The sequence below is a fragment of the Metabacillus fastidiosus NBRC 101226 genome, assembly GCF_001591625.1.
GTDB lineage: Bacteria > Bacillota > Bacilli > Bacillales > Bacillaceae > Metabacillus > Metabacillus fastidiosus.
In genome coordinates this window covers 1-17,977 of the sequence record NZ_BCVG01000012.1, presented here as the reverse complement: position 1 = coordinate 17,977, position 17,977 = coordinate 1, and the positions used below count along the sequence as shown (strand labels likewise).

Below are 17,977 nucleotides of genomic sequence, written 5' to 3'. Positions count from 1 at the left end.
TTAAAACTTCTTAGATGCATACATTGGGGGGAGATTTTTTTGTCTTTAAAGAAGAAACTAGCCCTTATATTTTCTATTATTGTGACGCTCATCTTAATTTTTAATAATACTTTATCCTATTACTATACGAGAGATTTATTAATAAAAGATCAGGAAAAACAGATGGAACTCTTGGCCAAGGAAATTAGTATAGCTATTAAACATTCAGAATATGGAGTAGACGCTTTAGAAAATCAAATAGGAGAAAAGCTTCGGATTGCAGCTATTGCAGCAAAAGATGAGCTGGATCCGAATATTAATAATGTGACGAATGAACAACTTATGGAACTTAGCCAAAAGCTAGGTGTCTCTCATATTACCCTGATGGTAAGGGAAAAGGATGATATTAGAGGAGTGAAATCTTCGGATCCACATGAAAGAAACTTAAGTATGAAGGACTGGGGTTATTGGTATACTGCATTTCAGCAGTTATTTACTGATCACAATGTTACGATTCCTGAAGGACAAAAGCTGCCAAACTATTGGTCAGGTCCCATTAATGTTTCAGCATCCAACCCGGATCATGTTGATAAATGGGGCTATTATTATGATGGTACAACGAATTATATTATCAGTCCTTATATGAGAGATAATCAGATTATGGATGTAGAGGATGAGATTGGTCCGAATGCAATTGCGAAGAAAAGTGTAAGCAATAATGAAAATTTGTTAAGTATAACTGGATTTAATCCGAAGACATTTGGTTTACCGCCTGTTTATACAGAGTGGAATGGCACAAAAGTGATTGAACTAAAAAACGAAGCTATTCAATTCGGAAAGCATAGATATCAAGATCAAAAAGCTGATGTTTCGGCTGTCAGAAAGGCTATGAAAACGGGTAAATTAGTTAGTTTTCAAAGTACTATTTCTGATAAAAAGGTGTTTAAAAGTTTTATACCCGTTCAATCCGAAAACCCATATGTCATTGGAATTGTGACTGATTATAAGGTGATTCAAGATGTATTAAACAAGCAGCTGCTAAACAATCTGGTTATTTCTATTGTGGTTTTAGTATTTGTTCTTATTATCAGTAATCTTTTAGCCCGATATATTGTTAGACCGATCAATCAAATTCTATTAGAAGTAAATAAAATTGCAAAAGGGAATTTTGGGGCACAGGTATTTATTAAGCGACGTGATGAATTGGGTTTGCTTTCTAATCAGGTCAACATCATGTCATCGAATCTATTAAATTATACAGATGAACTGAAGAAAAAGAATGAAGAAATCCAATATCATGCCTATTATGATTTTCTAACCGGACTTTCTAATTTGCGTTTTTTTCATAAAACTGCATTAGAGCTAGCTGAGTCAAATGAGGAAAAAACAATGGCATTCTTATTTCTTGATTTGGATCGCTTTAAATTTATCAATGACATGCTTGGACACTCCGCAGGTGATTATATTTTAAAGGCTGTCACGAATCGCATTTTACCTCTTCTCGAAGAAGGAGAAATCATGTCACGAATCGGGGGAGATGAATTCATTTTGCTTTTACCTAACAGCAGCAGGGAGAAAGCAGATGATATAGCAAAAATGATCCTGAAAGAGTTGGAAAAGCCCTTTTTTTACGAAGGAAATGAGCTTTTTATGACTTCAAGCATAGGAATAAGCATGTATCCGATTGATAGTGACAAGATTGACAATGTCATTAATAACGCTGATATGGCTATGTACCGTGCAAAAGAACAAGGAAGGAATAATCACCAGTTCTATACACCTGATATGAATGATGCTATTCAGAGACGGGCTGTTTTAGAAAAAGGTATGCGTCAGGCACTGGAGCGTAATGAATTCACTTTATTCTATCAGCCTAAAGTTGATCTTAATATGGGTATGATTACAGGAAATGAAGCCTTAATTCGATGGTTTCATCCGCAATTAGGACCGATTTCTCCATCAGAATTTATTCCGTTAGCGGAGGAAACTGGATTAATTGTTTCAATTGGAGAATGGGTTCTACGTACAGCCTGTAAACAAAATTTGGAATGGCAGAAGTCCGGATTATCTCAATTGAGTATATCTATTAACCTTTCTCCACGTCAGTTTCAACAAGCTAACTTAGTGGAAGCTGTTCGTGAAGTATTAAATGATACCGGCCTTGATCCGCAATATTTAGAGTTAGAAATTACAGAAAGTATTGCGATGTATAATGAGGACTATGTGATTGATAAGTTGCATGCATTGAAGGATCTGGGTGTCAAAATTGCTATTGATGATTTTGGAACAGGATATTCCTCACTAAGCTATCTTAAAAGGTTTCCGTTCCATAGTTTAAAGATTGATCAATCATTTGTTAGAGACATAGAAATAGATTCTGAGGATACTAAAATTATTAATACGATTATTGCTATGGCTCATAATTTAAAGGTTAATATTATTGCTGAAGGAGTCGAAACAGATAATCAGCTTAAATTCCTTCAACAGCAAAAATGCAATGAAGTACAGGGATATTTATTCAGCAAACCTTTATCTGTTGAAGAGTTCAACAGGACATTCAAGCAGCTTCAGGAAACTGCACTCATGAAAGTCAGTAAGTGGTCTTCATTATAAAGATTTGAAATTTAAGATTTTCTCAAAAGGATTTCTCTTCCTTCGTCCAATGAAGGACACAGCCTAATAATAGGGAGGAGGAATTCGTATTTCTATACCAATAGATTGAGTTAGGAAGGTGAGAGACCTTGGTTTTATTAACAAGAAAAGTAGAGTTTTCAGCGGCACATAGTTATGAGGTGGCAGCTTGGGATAAAGAGAAAAATAGAGAAGTATTTGGTTTATGCAGTAATCCTAATGGTCATGGTCATGATTATATATTAGAGGTTACAGTAAAAGGAAATCTTAATCCTAAATCTGGAATCGTCGTTAATATTACAGATGTCGATAAAGCAGTTAAGGATGTTGTTTTAAAGGAATTAGACGGGAAATTCTTAAATCGGGAACATTCTTTTTTTAAAGAGCATATTCCAACGACAGAAAATATTGTAGCGTACTTATGGAATGCTTTAAAGGATAAGTTCGATGATTGTGAACTTCATAAAATTATATTGCATGAGAATCCATTTTTACTCTCTCAAAAGGGGGAAAGGTCAATGATACAATTAACGAGGAAATATCATTTTTCAGCAGCACATAGATTACATAGTGATCAATTATCTGATGAAGAAAATATAAAGATTTTTGGGAAATGTAATAATCCTAATGGACATGGTCATAATTACGTTCTTGAAGTAACGGTAGAGGGAGAAATTGACCCTGTAACAGGAATGGTCATAAATTTAGCGGAACTGGACAGAATAGTTGATGAGGTAATCATTGAAAAATTTGATCATAAACATCTTAATTTAGATACAGAAGAATTTAACGGATTAAATCCAACTGCTGAAGTTATGACAATTGTCTTTTGGAAGCTGCTTCAATCTTCTTTACCAAATCTATATAAAGTAGGACTTTGGGAAACAGCAAAAAATTATTTTGAATACTGTGGTCCAATAAAAGAGTAAAGAAGTATCATGAGTTTTTAATAATAAATATTATTTATAAAAAAACATCTGATATAATTTTTTAAAAACTATTTCTTTGGGCGTTACAAGAGGGGAAGTTAAAGTGCTTCCCTTCTTTTATTACTAAATCTTCTGTTTGAACCCGTTGATAGAATTCATTTGGAGGTAAATCTAAAATACTGGAATGGATTCTTCGATGATTATAAAAATCCATGTACTTAGCTACCTCTCGGTACGTATCCTCGTATGAGGTGAAAATAAAACGTCTTAAACATTCAACTTTAGTAATCGATGAAACGATTCAATAGGGGCATTCATATTTGGTATTCTCGGTGGAACCCGTTCGTGTTCTGCTTTTAAAGCTTCACAATCTGCTCGGCGCCATAGCTAATAAAGTGTAGACCAATATGATAATCAATAATGGAGCAATCATAGACATCAATGAGAGAAAAGGCGATGCCCATTCGCTAAAATTGAACTCATTCTGAATTACTTAAGCGATGTAAGTATCACGTCTATTGTATTATCAACAAATGATCGCTCTGGACGAGATTTTATTATTACAGTTAGTCCAATTAACGATACGATTAGCGCCTGTGATAAAGCCTTCGCGTTTCCCTCGATCTCGAGCTCACCAGATTGTATACCTCGTTCAATGGTTTCTTGAAATATGACAGATAGGTACATTTGATGTTCCCTTGTAAGAATTTCAAATTTCTCATCATGAGGGGCAAGTTCGACCATTGTGTTGATACAAAAGCATCCTCGACTGCAACCTTCTCCATATTCCTCGGCAACTACATCTTCAAAAAAAGTGCGAAATGCATCTTTTACAGATGGACTATTTTGAAGTTTGGTTCGGACATGAGAGGCACGAGACATCATGTATTTGCGTAACGCAGCTTCGAACAATTCTTTTTTTCCTCCGAAAGCTGAGTATATACTAGGTCGTTGAATTCCCATTCTAGAAGTTAAATCACTTAATGACGTAGCTTCATATCCTTTCTCCCAAAAGAGTTGCATAGCTGCATCTAATGCTTTTTCTTCGTCAAATTCGCGAGTTCGTCCCATAATCAATCCCTCTCGTTACTCTTCATTTTTTCTTAAATCATATGTAACTGCCAACTACCGATATTATGTACCGTTCAGTATATAATAATTATATTATTAGTCTTTGTTATTGTCAAATTTAGGTTGAATCATCTTAATAAAGAAAGATTGGATATTGATTTATAGCTAATTAAATCCAATATTTTTATTGACATTAATAATTTCTATAAGTTATATTTATTAGAAATTATAACGTACCGATCGGTATGATATAATTTAGGTCTTCAAAAATAATGTAGATAGGGTGTGTACAGAATGCAGGAGATTAAAGAAAAAATAGCAATCGATGACGACTTAGAGGCGAATTCGTCAGAGAGTTCAATGATCACAACGGATTTAGTTCATAGTTCATCTATGTCTCACTATGTAACATTATTGTTTGCTGCTGCCTGTGGGTTGTCTGTTGCCAATGTTTATTTCGCACAACCACTACTGGATAATATATCGAGTGAGTTCGGTATTGATTATGCAATTATTGGCATTATCATTACTATCACTCAAATCTTTTATGCAATAGGACTGTTACTACTCGTACCACTGGGAGATTTATTGAACCAACGCCGACTCATTATCGGTCAGATGCTATTGTCGGTGATATCTCTCGTTGTAGTTGGTACTGCTTCTTCAAGCACAGTACTATTCGTAGGTATGGGATTAGTGGGATTGCTTGCCGTTGTGACGCAGACTCTTGTAGCATTCGCGGCGACAATGGCTGCACCTGCAGAACGAGGACGTGTTGTTGGCATCGTAACAAGTGGTGTTGTGATTGGCATACTTCTTGCACGAACCATTTCAGGAATATTAACGGATTTGGCGGGTTGGCGTTCTGTATACTTGTTTTCTACTGTATTGATGCTTCTTATGATTTTTGCATTATACAGGGTGCTGCCGAATGTTGAATGTAAGGTAAAAACACTTTCCTATCCTCAGCTTCTTAAGTCAGTGTTTATATTACTCGTACAAGAACGATTATTACGAATCCGAGCTATTCTGGCTCTACTAATTTTTACTGCTTTCAGTATTTTATGGACGCCATTAGTACTGCCTCTTAGTGCACCGCCATTATCTCTTTCTCACACGGCAATTGGGGCTTTTGGTCTCGTAGGAGTTATTGGAGCGTTGGCTGCAGCAAGGGCAGGGAGACTAGCTGATCAAGGTTACGGACAGAGAACGACGGGGGTAGCTTTGATCTTACTATTATTATCATGGCTGCTAATCAGCTATATGCAACAGTCGCTGTTTGCATTGGTCATCGGTATTGTTCTTCTAGATTTGGCTGTTCAGGCCGTTCATGTCACTAACCAAAGTATGATCTTCACATTACGTAAGGAGGAGCGCAGTCGGTTAACTGCTGGGTACATGATTTTCTATTCCATCGGAAGTGCTGTCGGTTCCATCACTTCAACCCATACATATGCACACTATGGCTGGAGCGGAGTATGCTTGCTTGGTGCCTTTGTTAGTGCTTTAGCTCTTCTGTTTTGGACAATAACGAGCCGTGCAACGGTAGCTCATCACAATAAATCTTGCACCCTATGAATGACAGATTTGCAGATTCAACAGTATTAATTGAAACTACATACAAACTTGTTCGAAAGAATCAAATAATAGTTTGAAATGAAAATATATAACATGAGGATTTTGAAAAGGGGAGATTACTTGTGGAGATTGGTATTACTTCGTTTGTTGAAACAAAGCCGGATATTCACACTGGTGAAGTGATAAGTCACGCACAGCGACTACGTGAAGTGGTAGAAGAAATTGTCCTTGCCGATGAGATAGGACTTGATGTATTTGGAATAGGTGAACATCATCGGCAGGATTATGCGGCATCTTCACCAGCAGTTGTACTGTCTGCGGCTGCACCACTAACGAAACGAATTAAGCTGACTAGTGCAGTATCAGTGCTTTCTTCAGCTGATCCAGTTCGCGTTTTTCAGGATTTTGCTACACTGGATGGTCTTTCAAATGGACGGGCAGAGATTATAGCGGGTCGAGGTTCTTTTATCGAGTCTTTTCCGTTATTTGGATATAATTTAAATGACTATGATGAGCTATTTGAAGAACATTTGGAATTGCTCCTGAAAATACGGGAGTCTGAAAAAGTAACATGGAATGGTCGGCATCGGCCAGCGATTAACAATTTGGGGGTATATCCACGGCCAGTTCAAAATACTTTGCCAATATGGATTGGCAGTGGGGGAAATACAGATTCTGCTATCCGTGCAGGTCTGCTGGGACTACCACTGATGCTTGCGATAATTGGTGGTAACCCGGTACAATTTGCACCGCTCGTGCAAATTTACAAGAAAGCGGCAGCGCACGCTGGTCATGACGTATCGCAGCTTACAGTTGGGTCACATTCAATAGGATTTATTGCAGATGAAACGGAACTTGCAGCAGATACATTTTTTCCTTCTACCCAAGCAGGCATGAATAAAATCGGTAAGGAGCGGGGGTGGTCATATTATGATCGTTCTAGCTTTGATGCCGCGCGCAGCTTTGACGGTGCACTGTATGTTGGTGATCCAGATACAGTTGCCCAAAAGATCATTCATCTTCGCAAGAATGTAGGTATTACGCGCTTCATGATGTATGTGCCGTTAAGCACGATGCCACATGACCAAGTGATGAGAGCTATTGAACTGCTAGGAACAGAGGTAGCGCCCCGGGTTCGAGATGAAATAGCCAAGTGGGAAGCTGAGATGGAAGGTAAACAGTGAGAAATAGATGAACTTCACTGAGATAGTTGAAAAAGCAATTGACTAAGAAAAGAAGCTACTAGTAAGGGTATTAATAAAAGGAGATGCATTAGATTTTAAACCTCATTTAGATTGCTTACGGGGAACTGTATCATAAATAGAGGCAGGTTTTATATGCTCCTAGGTTAGTATGTAAAAAGTTGAATTTTATATCTCATAGTATATAAACAGCCTCACCCTATAGAGGATTAAGGATGGGGCTGTTTATATGCTTATTTTACGTTTCTCGTAAGATAGGAAGAGTGCAACAACGGAAGGATCCACCAGATTTAATAATTTCCGTGATATCTACTTCAATAACTTTAAAGCCACGGCTGCGAAGCTGTTTGTTTACCTCCTTATTTACAGGTAAACTTAATATCCTTTTGTTACCAATACTTAATACATTTGTGCCCAATTGAAATTGTTCTTCTTCCGAAACTTCAATTAAATCATAGCGTGAAGCAAAAAGGTCGATATCTTTTTTTGTTAAGGCATTTGAGTAAATAAGGGCCACCTCTGATGAAACGACATTAAATACACAATCCAAATGCAGATATTTTTCTTTAAATGAGATGGGAATAACATTGAATTGATTCAAAAGACGCTGTAATTGTTCAGCAGCTTTTTGGTCCGTTCGATTGCTCAATCCTACATAAATGGTTGTGCCGTCAATCACGACATCTCCACCTTCAATTAATTCCTCGGCTAAATTATAATAAGAGATTTCTTCGTCCTCCAGCCATTGCTTTAAAATATTTTCTTCCCCAGCACGAATATCTGTTGCCATCTTAGCTACAAAGATGGTCTGCCCAAGTGTAAAACCAATATCCCTTGTAAAAACCTGTTCAGGATATTTTTTATGATAAGGCAATAAAATAACTTCGATGTCATTATCCTTTAACGTTTTGACAAATTCAGCGTGCTGCTCGAGCGCACGTTCAATATGGATACCTTCATTCTTAAAATGCTCCTGTGTTTCATTAATCACTTCGCGAATCGTCATATATTGAGGCTGACAAAGAATTACTCGCTTTAATACATCGTATTCACTCATGCAAAAAGTCTTATTATTTATATTTGGGTTCTCTTCCATGTGTTTATCCTCCTATTTTCTCTCTTTAAAGTTAGTTTTTCCTAAAATATCGTTATTATTTACTAACAGACATGGGGAAAATATCTTTGAAACATGGAATTTTTAATTGGCCGTTTGTAAGGAAAAATATTTCTATCATCATGAATCATTTGGAGGATGACTACGTTATTATTGACGATATGCATTTATTGGAGTGAGCCATGAACAACCTATTGGATAATGCTGTAATATATACACCTTGCTTGGGTAAAATTTTTATTCAATGCTATAAAGACGGTAACAATGTGGTTTTTATGGTAAAAGATACAGGAGAGGGCTTCTCATCAGAAGATTTTCCACGTGTTTTCGAACCACTACTCGTAGATAAGTATCGAGAAATCGCTCAACCGGAGGAAGTGGGTTAGGATTGACTATTTCACAAAGGAACATTAGGTTGCACGGTAGGGACCTAGTCGTAGGAAATCAAGCGGAGGACGTTGCCATCTTAACAGGTTGGATACGCTTGTACAATAATTTTGAAAAACTTTATAATAATTTCTCCTAGTTTACTTCTTTCAGATAGGATTTTAGCTAAATTTTAAAAGGAATAGTATTGATTAAATATTCGATAGGTATTATATACTTTACTATAATACTAGAGATGAACTGTATCATAAGTAAATGCAGTCTTTTATGAGTTGAATAGATTAGTAAGGTATACAAATGTCTTGATTTGCATACCTTTTCTCGTTAAGGAGGTATTCGATATAATGTGTTGAATCTATGTAATGAATATATTTTCCTCTTTATGAAATTTTCTCAAACAAGATACAAAAAATCTACTTCTATCATAATATCTATCCATAATGAAATCGGCACTTGCTCTATTGATGTCCCATCTATACTGCCCATATCTGATAGTTGATTAGCTGTCCAAATATATTTATCTGACATAATAATTGTCATTATTTTCGTTACTAATACAACAAATAAGAGAGTTAACTTTAGCATCTGATAACACCCTCTTACCTGGTCCCATTCATAGTCAAATTTAGTATAGTAGGATAGATTTTATATTAGAAAATACTATTTATGTAAGATAGAAAAATAATATATTTTTAATAATATGCTATATCAAAGGAGGCATAGTATGAAGCAGCTTTATATAAAGCAAAAGGTATTCAGTCTAAGTGGCAAATTTACTGTAAAGGATCAGCAGGAGAAGGATATTTATTACGTGGAGGGCAGTTTTATGCAAATTCCAAAGACTTTCTCCATTATGAATACAAAAAGAAATGAAGTTGCGCTCATTACGAAAAAGGTGTTTAGCTTTTTACCGAAGTTTTTTGTTGAGGTGAATGGTCGAGAGGTGTTAACGATTAACAAGGAGTTTTCTTTCTTTAAAGCACGCTATACGATTGATGCGGCAGGCATTGAAGTAAATGGTAACTGGTGGGATATGGATTTTCAAGTATTACAGCATGGTGATGTCGTCGGTAAAGTGAGCAAGGAGTGGTTCACTTGGGGCGATAGCTACAAGGTTCAAATATTGAATGAAGAGATGGAGACCATTATTATTGCGCTTGTTGTCGCAATTGATTGTGTGAGAGCTGATCAAGCGGCTGCTTCCTCAACAGCAACGACTTAACGTATGGACCTCCACTATAAATGTGAACGGTTTTTCTTCAGAAATTCAAAAAAATATCAGAAAAGTAGGGAAATCACGAACGGATTCCCTACTTTTTTATTATGGAGTTTCTATGTGTATATTTCTCGGGAAAATATTTATAATGAAAGAAAAAATTGCTCTTAATGAATAAATGAACAGGAAGATAGAGGGGATTGAATTTAGACCAATATGAAAATGGGAGGTAAATAAAAATCTTTACGTGATGACTGAATTAGTTTTATAAAATTGCATTTAGAATAGTCACGGTGAACCGTATCATAAGTAAAGGCGGATAAAATAAAAATTGAAAAGGATCCTGTTTTAAAACAGGTACCTTTTCAATTTAATTATTTTATTTACTTTCTTCTTCTTTATAGAAACGCTCACCGGATTCTGGGTTGAAATAAACTACTAATCTTTTATTTGTGCTTGGATCAACTGATACCTCATTTGTACGTACGAAGCCTTTTGGAACTTGCTTGCCATGTTTTGTTTTGAAGCGGCGATCCCAAATGAACCATGATCCAATAATTAAAACAATCAGAATTAAGAATTGGATACCGTAAAATCCTATAATCCATTCCATTAACTATCTCTTTTCCACAATAACGGCTGTTCCATAGGCTACAATTTCACTCATATTCTGACCGATCTCACCAGAGTCAAAACGCATCATAATAATAGCATTTGCACCCATTGCTGTAGCATTTTTCACCATGCGATCCATTGCTTGTTTTCTGGCATCTTCAAGCATTTCTGTATACTGATTTATTTCTCCACCTACTAGCCCCTTAAGAGAAGCAACGATATCTTTACCAATTCCTCTGGCTCTTACGGTTAAACCAAATACTGGACCTAACACTTCTGTAATTTGATGATTAGCAATATTCTCGGTTGTTACGATAATCATATGAATCCACCCCTTAATAAAAATAGTTACTATATATTTATTATATGATATATCTTTGAAAAAACAGGAATATTAAACAATGAAGATTAATATATTATGGGCCAAAAACTCATTTAGATATATTATGGAGAATTGTATAACCTATATTGTTACATTTATTAAAGATGGTAGTACAAAAGGGGGAGGGTGGTTCCATATGCCTTCCTTTTGTACACTTTGGCGTTCTCTTACAAGATGGATAAATTCTTCCGTGTTTATTGGTCATATTTGCTGTTTAATCATTTCCTTTGAATAAAATCGGTCACTCTTATCTTCAGAAACAGTAGGGCTATTCATAAGAAACAGCCCCAAGTAAAACTTTCAACAATGACTGCAGATCGATCTGCTTCGAATGTATTCCAGCCTTCTTCTACTAACTGCTTTTTGTTTTCATTAAAAGATAAATAAAATAGGGAGCACCTAAAGTCGCAGTAAATACACCAGCAGGTACAATTAATGGTAAGAATAATGTGCGTCCAATTAAATCTGCTACCATAACAAGAATTGCCCCTATAAGAGCAGATACAGGTAATAGTGAACCAAATGAGGAACCAACAAGTCTGCGTGCCATATGTGGTGCCATCAGTCCTACAAATCCAATACCTCCTGCGAAGGCAACAGCTGTTCCTACTAAACCTGTACTAATAATAAGTAGAAGAAAACGATGACGCTGGACTGGACTTCCAACTCCTGTTGCAATATCTTCCCCTATAGATTGAATGTTAATATTTCGCGACGAAATGAAAGCTATTAACAGCAACACAACTGTAACCGGAAGAAGTACATGAACATCCTCCCATGTTACACTATTTACGCTGCCTGTAATCCAAATATTCGCTTGACTTGCCGCATGAATTGGACTTAAAACCATAAATGTGGTTGTTCCAGCCTGCATCAGAGCTGAAATACCGATACCTATGAGCACAAGACGAATAGGTTTAACCCCATCCTTCCAAGACAAGAAATATACAGCTACTGCAACAAGGGAGGCTCCAACAAATGCTGCGACAGGCAACCATTTTATACTAACAATTAATGAATAATTTTTATCACTAAAAAGCCATAAAAAAGCTACAACAGACATACCTGCTCCTGCTGTTACTCCTATTGTCTCTGGTGCCGCTAGAGGATTCCGAATCAGACCTTGGAGAATTCCCCCTGCGACGGCTAACCCCATACCGACTAACATAGAAACGACTATTCTTGGTAGTCTAAATTGATAGACGACGAGTTGTTGCAGTTCTGTCCCTCCACCAAATAATAGATTCACTACTGTTAATGGGTCAATCTTAACATCTCCTAGACCAATACTTACAATAAAAGTAGTCAAGGTAATAATGGCGAGTATCACTAATTTTACAAGGGCATTTTGGTCTAAAAGCATGGAGATCTTATCCCTGTTTATGCGAAAACTTCGATATCCTTTCATCCTTTATGAACCCCCTTGCGTGCAATATATATAAAATATGGTGTTCCTATAAGAGCTGTCATTACTCCTACTGGTACTTCTTGAGGCATAACAATATATCTGGCACCTATATCTGCTGCTAATAAAAGAATACCTCCTAAAAGGCCTGCAAATGGCACTAGCCATCGATGATCGGTACCTATCAATCGGCGGGCAATATGAGGAATTATAATACCAATAAAACCAATTGGACCAGCAACTGCAACAGATCCCCCTGCAAGTAGTATGGCAATAATCCCAACAGTTATCTTTAACAGTCCAACTTTAAGCCCCAGACCTTTGGCTACATCATCTCCCATAGCAATTACATTCATCATTGGAGCTACAATTAGAGCTAATACCCATCCAATCACTAAATAAGGAAATACGGAAGCTAATATTTCAAGCTTACGTCCTTGAACCGATCCAGATAGCCAAAATAGTGCTTGATCCAGAGCAGCTTCATTTGTCGTTAATATCCCTTGAGTAAAAGAGGAAAATAAAGCTGTTAGTGCTGCTCCTGCGAGTGTTAATTGCATTGGTGTTAACCCTTGCCTGCCTATTCCTCCAACAAAATAAACGGTTAGTGCCGCAATCGTTGCACCTAAAAAGGATACCCAAGTAAATATACTGAGACTTGAGACCTGAAAGAAAGTAAGCACAGACACTACAGCAAAGCTTGCTCCTGCATTTATCCCTAATATACCTGGCTCAGCTAGCGGGTTTTTTGTCAGAGTTTGCATATATACACCTGCTATAGCAAGAGAAGCACCTATACTCGCAGCAATTAATGCTCTTGGCAAACGAACAGTTTGAATGATTAAGTGTTCGTTACTTCCATCAAAATTTGTAAAAGCCTCATAAGCCAATTGTACAGATGTATTCGTGTATCCAAAGACGATACTCATCCCAATTAATAGAATAAGAAAAATTGCAGTAACTACTAACTTTGATATTCTTGGCAAATCAAATATTCCATTCATTTTCGTCATCCATCCTAAATATTAGATATTGATAGTGTAGAAGATATTAAAATTGTAGTCAATAATAGTGAGAATCATTTTCAATTTTCTATTGACAGTATTTTCATCTTAATTTAAGATAGTGATTGATAGCTGATAATGATTATCAACATCAATTATTTTAGAAAATTTGGGGGTACAGGAATGAAGGGTAAATTATGGTCATTATTATCAATCTTTGCAATCTTATCACTTTTTGTGTTAGCAGCTTGCGGAAACACAAATGAGAAGACTTCAAAGGAAGAAGCAAAAACACCAAAACCTGAAGCTACAAGCTATTCAGTAGAACATGCGATGGGGACAACGGAAATCCCAGCAACTCCAGAACGTGTAGTTATTTTAACTAATGAAGGAACAGAAGCATTATTAGCACTAGGAGTTAAGCCTGTTGGAGCTGTAATGTCATGGGATCAAGATCCTTGGTATGAACACATCAGCGCTGAAATGGACGGCGTTGAGGTTGTTGGAGATGAAATGGAAGTAAATATTGAGAAAATTGCTGAGTTAAAGCCGGATTTAATTATCGGAAATAAAGTTCGTCAAGAAGCAATGTACGATAAATTAAAAGCGATTGCTCCAACTGTTTTTTCTGACGACCTTGCAGGTGATTGGAAAATTAACTTTGAACTATATGCAAAAGCACTAAATTTAACTGAAAAAGGTCAAGAAGTAATAGCAGAGTATGACAATAAAGTAGAAGAAGTAAAAGCTAAGCTTGGAGATAAAGTTAACCAAGAGATTTCAGTTGTTCGCTTTAGCTCTCGCCCTACTCGTATTTACTACACAGATTCTTTCTCAGGTGTTGTATTTGACCAACTTGGATTTAAGCGCGCAGAACACCAAGCAAAATTATTTACTAAAGACAATAAAATGGGGAATTTCGCGGTTGAAGTAGATAAAGAATTAATTCCTGAAATGGATGCAGATGTATTATTCTACTTTACATATGCAGATTCTCAAGCGGTTGAAGATGAATGGACAAATGATCCACTTTGGAAAAACCTAACAGCTGTTAAAGAAGGTAATGCTCACAAAGTAAGTGATATCATCTGGAATACAGCTGGTGGAGTTAAAGCAGCTAATATTATGTTAGATGACATTGAAAAGATTTTCACTGAAAAATAAGTTATATGTAAAGGAAAAAGTCAGGTAGCCTGAAGAAGATGATCTCTGTATTGAACAGAGGTCATCTTTTTTAAGTTTCATTGATACATATAATAATTGTAGCAGGTCATATACTGTTATCTTTTCCAAAATTTAATCCGGAAATAAGCGTACATATACTCTATATTCAAATGAATTATGTACTTAATTGATATTTTATAAACCGTATCACAAATAGAAATCACTCTTTAATTGGTGAGTTATGTATATATTCAAAATGTCTATCCTTTCCGGAAGTCAATTTGTAAATGGATGACGATTCCATTAATCTAAAGTATAATTCATTATAAAAAGGCTGATAGGACGTGAGTATAGATGAAAAAAATAACGGTTGAAGATTTAGTCCAGAAGTTTTCATTGAAAGTGCTGACTGGTGAAGATCAACTTCAAAAAGTGATTACACAGCCAAGAGTGCATCGTCCAGGCCTGGAATTTGTCGGCCATTTTGATTTTTTTCCTACAGAGCAGGTTCAAATTTTGGGGAGAAAAGAAGTTACCTATTTACATAAATTAAGCCATGAAGAACGTAAACTTCGAATTGGTAATATTGTTCACTATCATCCGCCATGTTTTATTGCAACAACTGGTGAAGAAGATCTTACATATTTAATTCATCATTGTGCAGAGCAGGAAATCCCTTTGTTAATAACGAGTAAGCCTCAGATAACTTCAGAGTTCATCCCTAGATTGGATGGGTATTTAACAAAAGAATTGGCACCCGAAATGGCGATACACGGAGTTTGTATGAATGTGTCTGGCATTGGGATATTAATTCGTGGAAGCTCAGGAGTAGGGAAAAGCGAGACAGCACATACATTAATTCGCCGGGGACACCGGCTGGTTGCCGATGATATCGTTGTTTTAAAGAGGCTTAGCCCACAAACGATTCTAGGCACACATGATGAGAAAACTAAAGAGTTCTTGGCCCTTCGTAGTATTGGATTACTGAATGTAGTTCGCTTATACGGTCGTAAGGCATTTCAAGATGAAACACGAATTACTCTTGATATCCATTTAACGAAGTGGGAAAAGGATGCCTTGTATAATGAGTTGGAACAGGAATTTCACTATACTGACTATATGGGTGTGAAAATTCCTTCTATAGAAATTCAGCTTCAGCCCGGACGTGATGTGGCAGGGTTAATTGAGGTAGCTGCAAATAATTGGTATTTAAAGGAGCAGGGATACAGCGCAGCAGAGGAGTTTATGCGCAGGATTGAGGCTGATATTACGAAATCTGACATGTAAATAGAAGGCGATTAAGTTAAAATCTCTATTTATGACTATTCAATCGGTGACTTTCTAGTAATACTTCTTTTTGCGGTTATAGAAAAGGCAGTAAGAAATAAAATTTGGATGATAACTGTCATCTTTTCATGTGACACCTTTTATAGGTGTCTTTTTTATTCTCATTATCTTAGTAGGTACGGTGCACTGTATTATAAATAGATAAAAAACAACTATAAATATATGTAAAAATCGAAAAATCCCTACCCTCTTGAAGACAGGTGGGATTTAGATTTTTTCCATGTGCCTCTACTTATTTATTAATGTTTGCAGCTTTAATTATTTTATCCTGATAAGCCTTTGTTGCAAGTATGGCTAGCATTAATAGAAATTCAGATATATTATGTGGGGCATCAGTTTTTAAAAGTAAGTTGATTATGGGTATTATCCCCATAGATAAAATCCCTACAAAATACCAGGGCCATTTCTGTTTCCACCAAATAATAATCGATGTTACCAATAGCATGATTGATATACCTATTATCATAATAGGAGGGCCGTCTGCTCCTTCTCCTTTTTTATAGCTTAAAACTCCATTATTCCAAGCAGGTTCTAAAGAGATAACAGGTACTATTGTGATTAGTTCGAAGATAATCAAACAAAGTGTAAGTAATATCATGAGCCACTTTACTATTCTTTTTTTTGCCCACTGTAAATTTGCATTTACCAGGGTGTGCCAGGCAAACAGTACGAGTAAGGGGGTAACAAAAGCATGCAACCAATATCGCATTTGATTTAATATTCTAAGTAATTCTCCTTCTCCCAAATATTTTCCGAGTGCCAGAATTCCGTTATCATAGAGTAATGCCAAAATAACAATTAGGATAACATTACTAATGTTAATCCAACCGCGATGTTTAGCTAAAAGGATACCTATGATAAATATAATAATGTAAGCTATGGAAAGTAAGAAATAGATGGCTGTATCCATAAACTGCTGACCTTCTTTCACTTCTATTTAGAGAGAAACAAATTTAAAGTTTTCTTAGTATATATGTCTACCCTGATTTTATCCGAAAATCACAATATAGTTACGATAGTTCATTGAACTATTAGGAGGTAAAAGTAAAGTAAGAGCACGTACACTTTAAAAAATCCAGCTATTTGAGGGCAGAAATATTTATTAAACGTTAGTTAGATTTATAACCAGTCACATAATGTAAGTAATGAAGGCATTGTGATTTGAAGAGAATGGGCTTCCACTGCTATGATATTTAAAAAGTATAAATTAAAAAGTCGGGGTAAAGAAAAATGAATGAGTATAACAATCATTTCAAAGAGGAAGTTGTAACAGCTGAAGTAGAAGATATTGAAAGCATGCTTTTATTAAATGATAAAATTTATCCAAAAGAGTGGCATGTGTCTCCTGAGTATATTAAGGAAATTATGCTTAGGAATCCTAATATTTATAAAATTTTTAAAACTCCTGTTGGAGTAAAAGGAATATATGGACTATTTCCTTTGAACAAAACGGATTATACTGCTGTATTGGAAGGAAAGATAGAAGAAACTGAGATTGGACAATATCTTCTTGACTACATTAATCCAACAACTGTATACCTTTATCTTGTTACGATAATAGTTGATATTGACGATGCCCGCAGAAAAGAATACGCAAGTAAGATCATAAAAGATATCCCTTTGGAATTAAAGCGTCTTAAAGAAAAAGGAATCGATATAAAAGAGATTGGTGCCTTCGCAGTCAGCCCAGAAGGAGAAAAGATTTTACCTAAAATTGGATTTGTTCATTTAGGAGAAAAATTAATGCTTAATGATATGGAATACCCGGTATTTAGAGCAAAACCAGAGGATATCATTGATAAAATAAAAGTTTAAATTATATAGTTAAGAAGAATTAAAGCACTTAATCATTAGTTATTCTTAAAAATAGAATAATATTGAAACATTAAAGCGATGCAATTTCCTTGTGAAATGCATTGCTTTTTAATTTATCCCAGCCTTAACGGGCAGTAA

At 35.9% G+C, this 17,977-nt stretch carries 18 protein-coding genes; 9 read left to right on the top strand and 9 right to left on the bottom strand.

Going from position 1 to position 17,977, the window contains the following annotated elements:
• Positions 1-39 precede the first annotated feature (39 nt).
• Positions 40-2,592: a bifunctional diguanylate cyclase/phosphodiesterase gene (locus BFA01S_RS05230; RefSeq protein ID WP_235842969.1), complete on the top strand. Its 2,553-nt coding sequence runs from the start codon at positions 40-42 to the stop codon at positions 2,590-2,592.
• A gap of 128 nt (positions 2,593-2,720) precedes the next feature.
• Positions 2,721-3,539 carry a 6-carboxytetrahydropterin synthase gene (locus tag BFA01S_RS05225; RefSeq protein ID WP_066226606.1) on the top strand — a complete coding sequence of 273 codons (819 nt, stop codon included), beginning with the start codon at positions 2,721-2,723 and terminating at the stop codon, positions 3,537-3,539.
• A gap of 61 nt (positions 3,540-3,600) precedes the next feature.
• On the opposite strand, the gene BFA01S_RS23630 is transcribed toward BFA01S_RS05225, so the two are convergent.
• Both BFA01S_RS23630 and BFA01S_RS05220 read right to left on the bottom strand, forming a co-directional pair.
• The gene (locus BFA01S_RS23630; protein ID WP_369690800.1) at positions 3,601-3,828 is read right to left on the bottom strand and encodes an IS3 family transposase; all 228 of its coding nucleotides are present in this window, start codon (positions 3,826-3,828) and stop codon (positions 3,601-3,603) included.
• 200 nt (positions 3,829-4,028) lie between these two features.
• A complete protein-coding gene (locus tag BFA01S_RS05220) occupies positions 4,029-4,610 on the bottom strand; it encodes a TetR/AcrR family transcriptional regulator (protein WP_066226604.1) in 582 nt (193 codons plus the stop codon).
• A gap of 294 nt (positions 4,611-4,904) precedes the next feature.
• Here BFA01S_RS05220 and BFA01S_RS05215 point away from each other — a divergent pair, with 294 nt between their 5' ends.
• Together BFA01S_RS05215 and BFA01S_RS05210 are read left to right on the top strand one after the other, a co-directional pair.
• Entirely contained in the window at positions 4,905-6,188 is a 1,284-nt protein-coding gene (locus BFA01S_RS05215) for an MFS transporter (protein ID WP_082799863.1), read from the top strand.
• Between the two features lie 122 nt (positions 6,189-6,310).
• Positions 6,311-7,372 (top strand): LLM class flavin-dependent oxidoreductase, encoded by a 1,062-nt coding sequence (locus BFA01S_RS05210; protein WP_066226602.1) that lies wholly within the window; start codon positions 6,311-6,313, stop codon positions 7,370-7,372.
• Positions 7,373-7,628: 256 nt separating this feature from the next.
• Here BFA01S_RS05210 and BFA01S_RS05205 read toward each other — a convergent pair whose 3' ends face one another.
• Positions 7,629-8,486 (bottom strand): dimethylarginine dimethylaminohydrolase family protein, encoded by an 858-nt coding sequence (locus BFA01S_RS05205; protein WP_066226601.1) that lies wholly within the window; start codon positions 8,484-8,486, stop codon positions 7,629-7,631.
• 242 nt (positions 8,487-8,728) lie between these two features.
• Here BFA01S_RS05205 and BFA01S_RS23165 point away from each other — a divergent pair, with 242 nt between their 5' ends.
• Entirely contained in the window at positions 8,729-8,890 is a 162-nt protein-coding gene (locus BFA01S_RS23165) for a hypothetical protein (protein ID WP_235842968.1), read from the top strand.
• A 394-nt stretch (positions 8,891-9,284) separates the two neighbouring features.
• On the opposite strand, the gene BFA01S_RS05195 is transcribed toward BFA01S_RS23165, so the two are convergent.
• Positions 9,285-9,476 carry a hypothetical protein gene (locus BFA01S_RS05195; RefSeq protein ID WP_066226596.1) on the bottom strand — a complete coding sequence of 64 codons (192 nt, stop codon included), beginning with the start codon at positions 9,474-9,476 and terminating at the stop codon, positions 9,285-9,287.
• A 139-nt stretch (positions 9,477-9,615) separates the two neighbouring features.
• On the opposite strand from BFA01S_RS05195, the gene BFA01S_RS05190 reads away from it, so the two are divergent.
• Entirely contained in the window at positions 9,616-10,113 is a 498-nt protein-coding gene (locus tag BFA01S_RS05190) for an LURP-one-related/scramblase family protein (protein WP_066226593.1), read from the top strand.
• Positions 10,114-10,486: 373 nt separating this feature from the next.
• On the opposite strand, the gene BFA01S_RS05185 is transcribed toward BFA01S_RS05190, so the two are convergent.
• The 4 genes from BFA01S_RS05185 to BFA01S_RS05170 all read right to left on the bottom strand — a co-directional run bounded on the left by BFA01S_RS05185 (position 10,487) and on the right by BFA01S_RS05170 (position 13,513).
• On the bottom strand, positions 10,487-10,720 hold the full coding sequence (locus BFA01S_RS05185; protein WP_066226592.1) for a hypothetical protein: 234 nt from the start codon (positions 10,718-10,720) through the stop codon (positions 10,487-10,489).
• A 3-nt stretch (positions 10,721-10,723) separates the two neighbouring features.
• Entirely contained in the window at positions 10,724-11,044 is a 321-nt protein-coding gene (locus tag BFA01S_RS05180) for a YbjQ family protein (protein ID WP_066226590.1), read from the bottom strand.
• 412 nt (positions 11,045-11,456) lie between these two features.
• Positions 11,457-12,512, bottom strand: coding sequence for a FecCD family ABC transporter permease (locus BFA01S_RS05175; RefSeq protein WP_066226589.1), 1,056 nt, complete (start codon positions 12,510-12,512; stop codon positions 11,457-11,459).
• Positions 12,509-13,513: a FecCD family ABC transporter permease gene (locus BFA01S_RS05170; protein WP_066226586.1), complete on the bottom strand. Its 1,005-nt coding sequence runs from the start codon at positions 13,511-13,513 to the stop codon at positions 12,509-12,511. Before BFA01S_RS05170 ends, BFA01S_RS05175 begins: the two co-directional genes overlap by 4 nt.
• A 183-nt stretch (positions 13,514-13,696) precedes the next feature.
• Between BFA01S_RS05170 and BFA01S_RS05165 the strand changes: the two genes are divergently transcribed.
• Together BFA01S_RS05165 and hprK are read left to right on the top strand one after the other, a co-directional pair.
• Positions 13,697-14,677, top strand: a complete 981-nt coding sequence (locus BFA01S_RS05165) for an ABC transporter substrate-binding protein (protein ID WP_066226584.1) — start codon at positions 13,697-13,699, stop codon at positions 14,675-14,677.
• Between the two features lie 354 nt (positions 14,678-15,031).
• Positions 15,032-15,964, top strand: coding sequence for an HPr(Ser) kinase/phosphatase (hprK, locus tag BFA01S_RS05160; protein ID WP_066226583.1), 933 nt, complete (start codon positions 15,032-15,034; stop codon positions 15,962-15,964).
• A gap of 292 nt (positions 15,965-16,256) precedes the next feature.
• On the opposite strand, the gene BFA01S_RS05155 is transcribed toward hprK, so the two are convergent.
• A complete protein-coding gene (locus BFA01S_RS05155) occupies positions 16,257-16,934 on the bottom strand; it encodes a hypothetical protein (RefSeq protein ID WP_066226581.1) in 678 nt (225 codons plus the stop codon).
• Positions 16,935-17,254: 320 nt separating this feature from the next.
• Here BFA01S_RS05155 and BFA01S_RS05150 point away from each other — a divergent pair, with 320 nt between their 5' ends.
• Positions 17,255-17,839, top strand: a complete 585-nt coding sequence (locus BFA01S_RS05150) for a hypothetical protein (RefSeq protein ID WP_066226579.1) — start codon at positions 17,255-17,257, stop codon at positions 17,837-17,839.
• Positions 17,840-17,977: the final 138 nt, after the last annotated feature.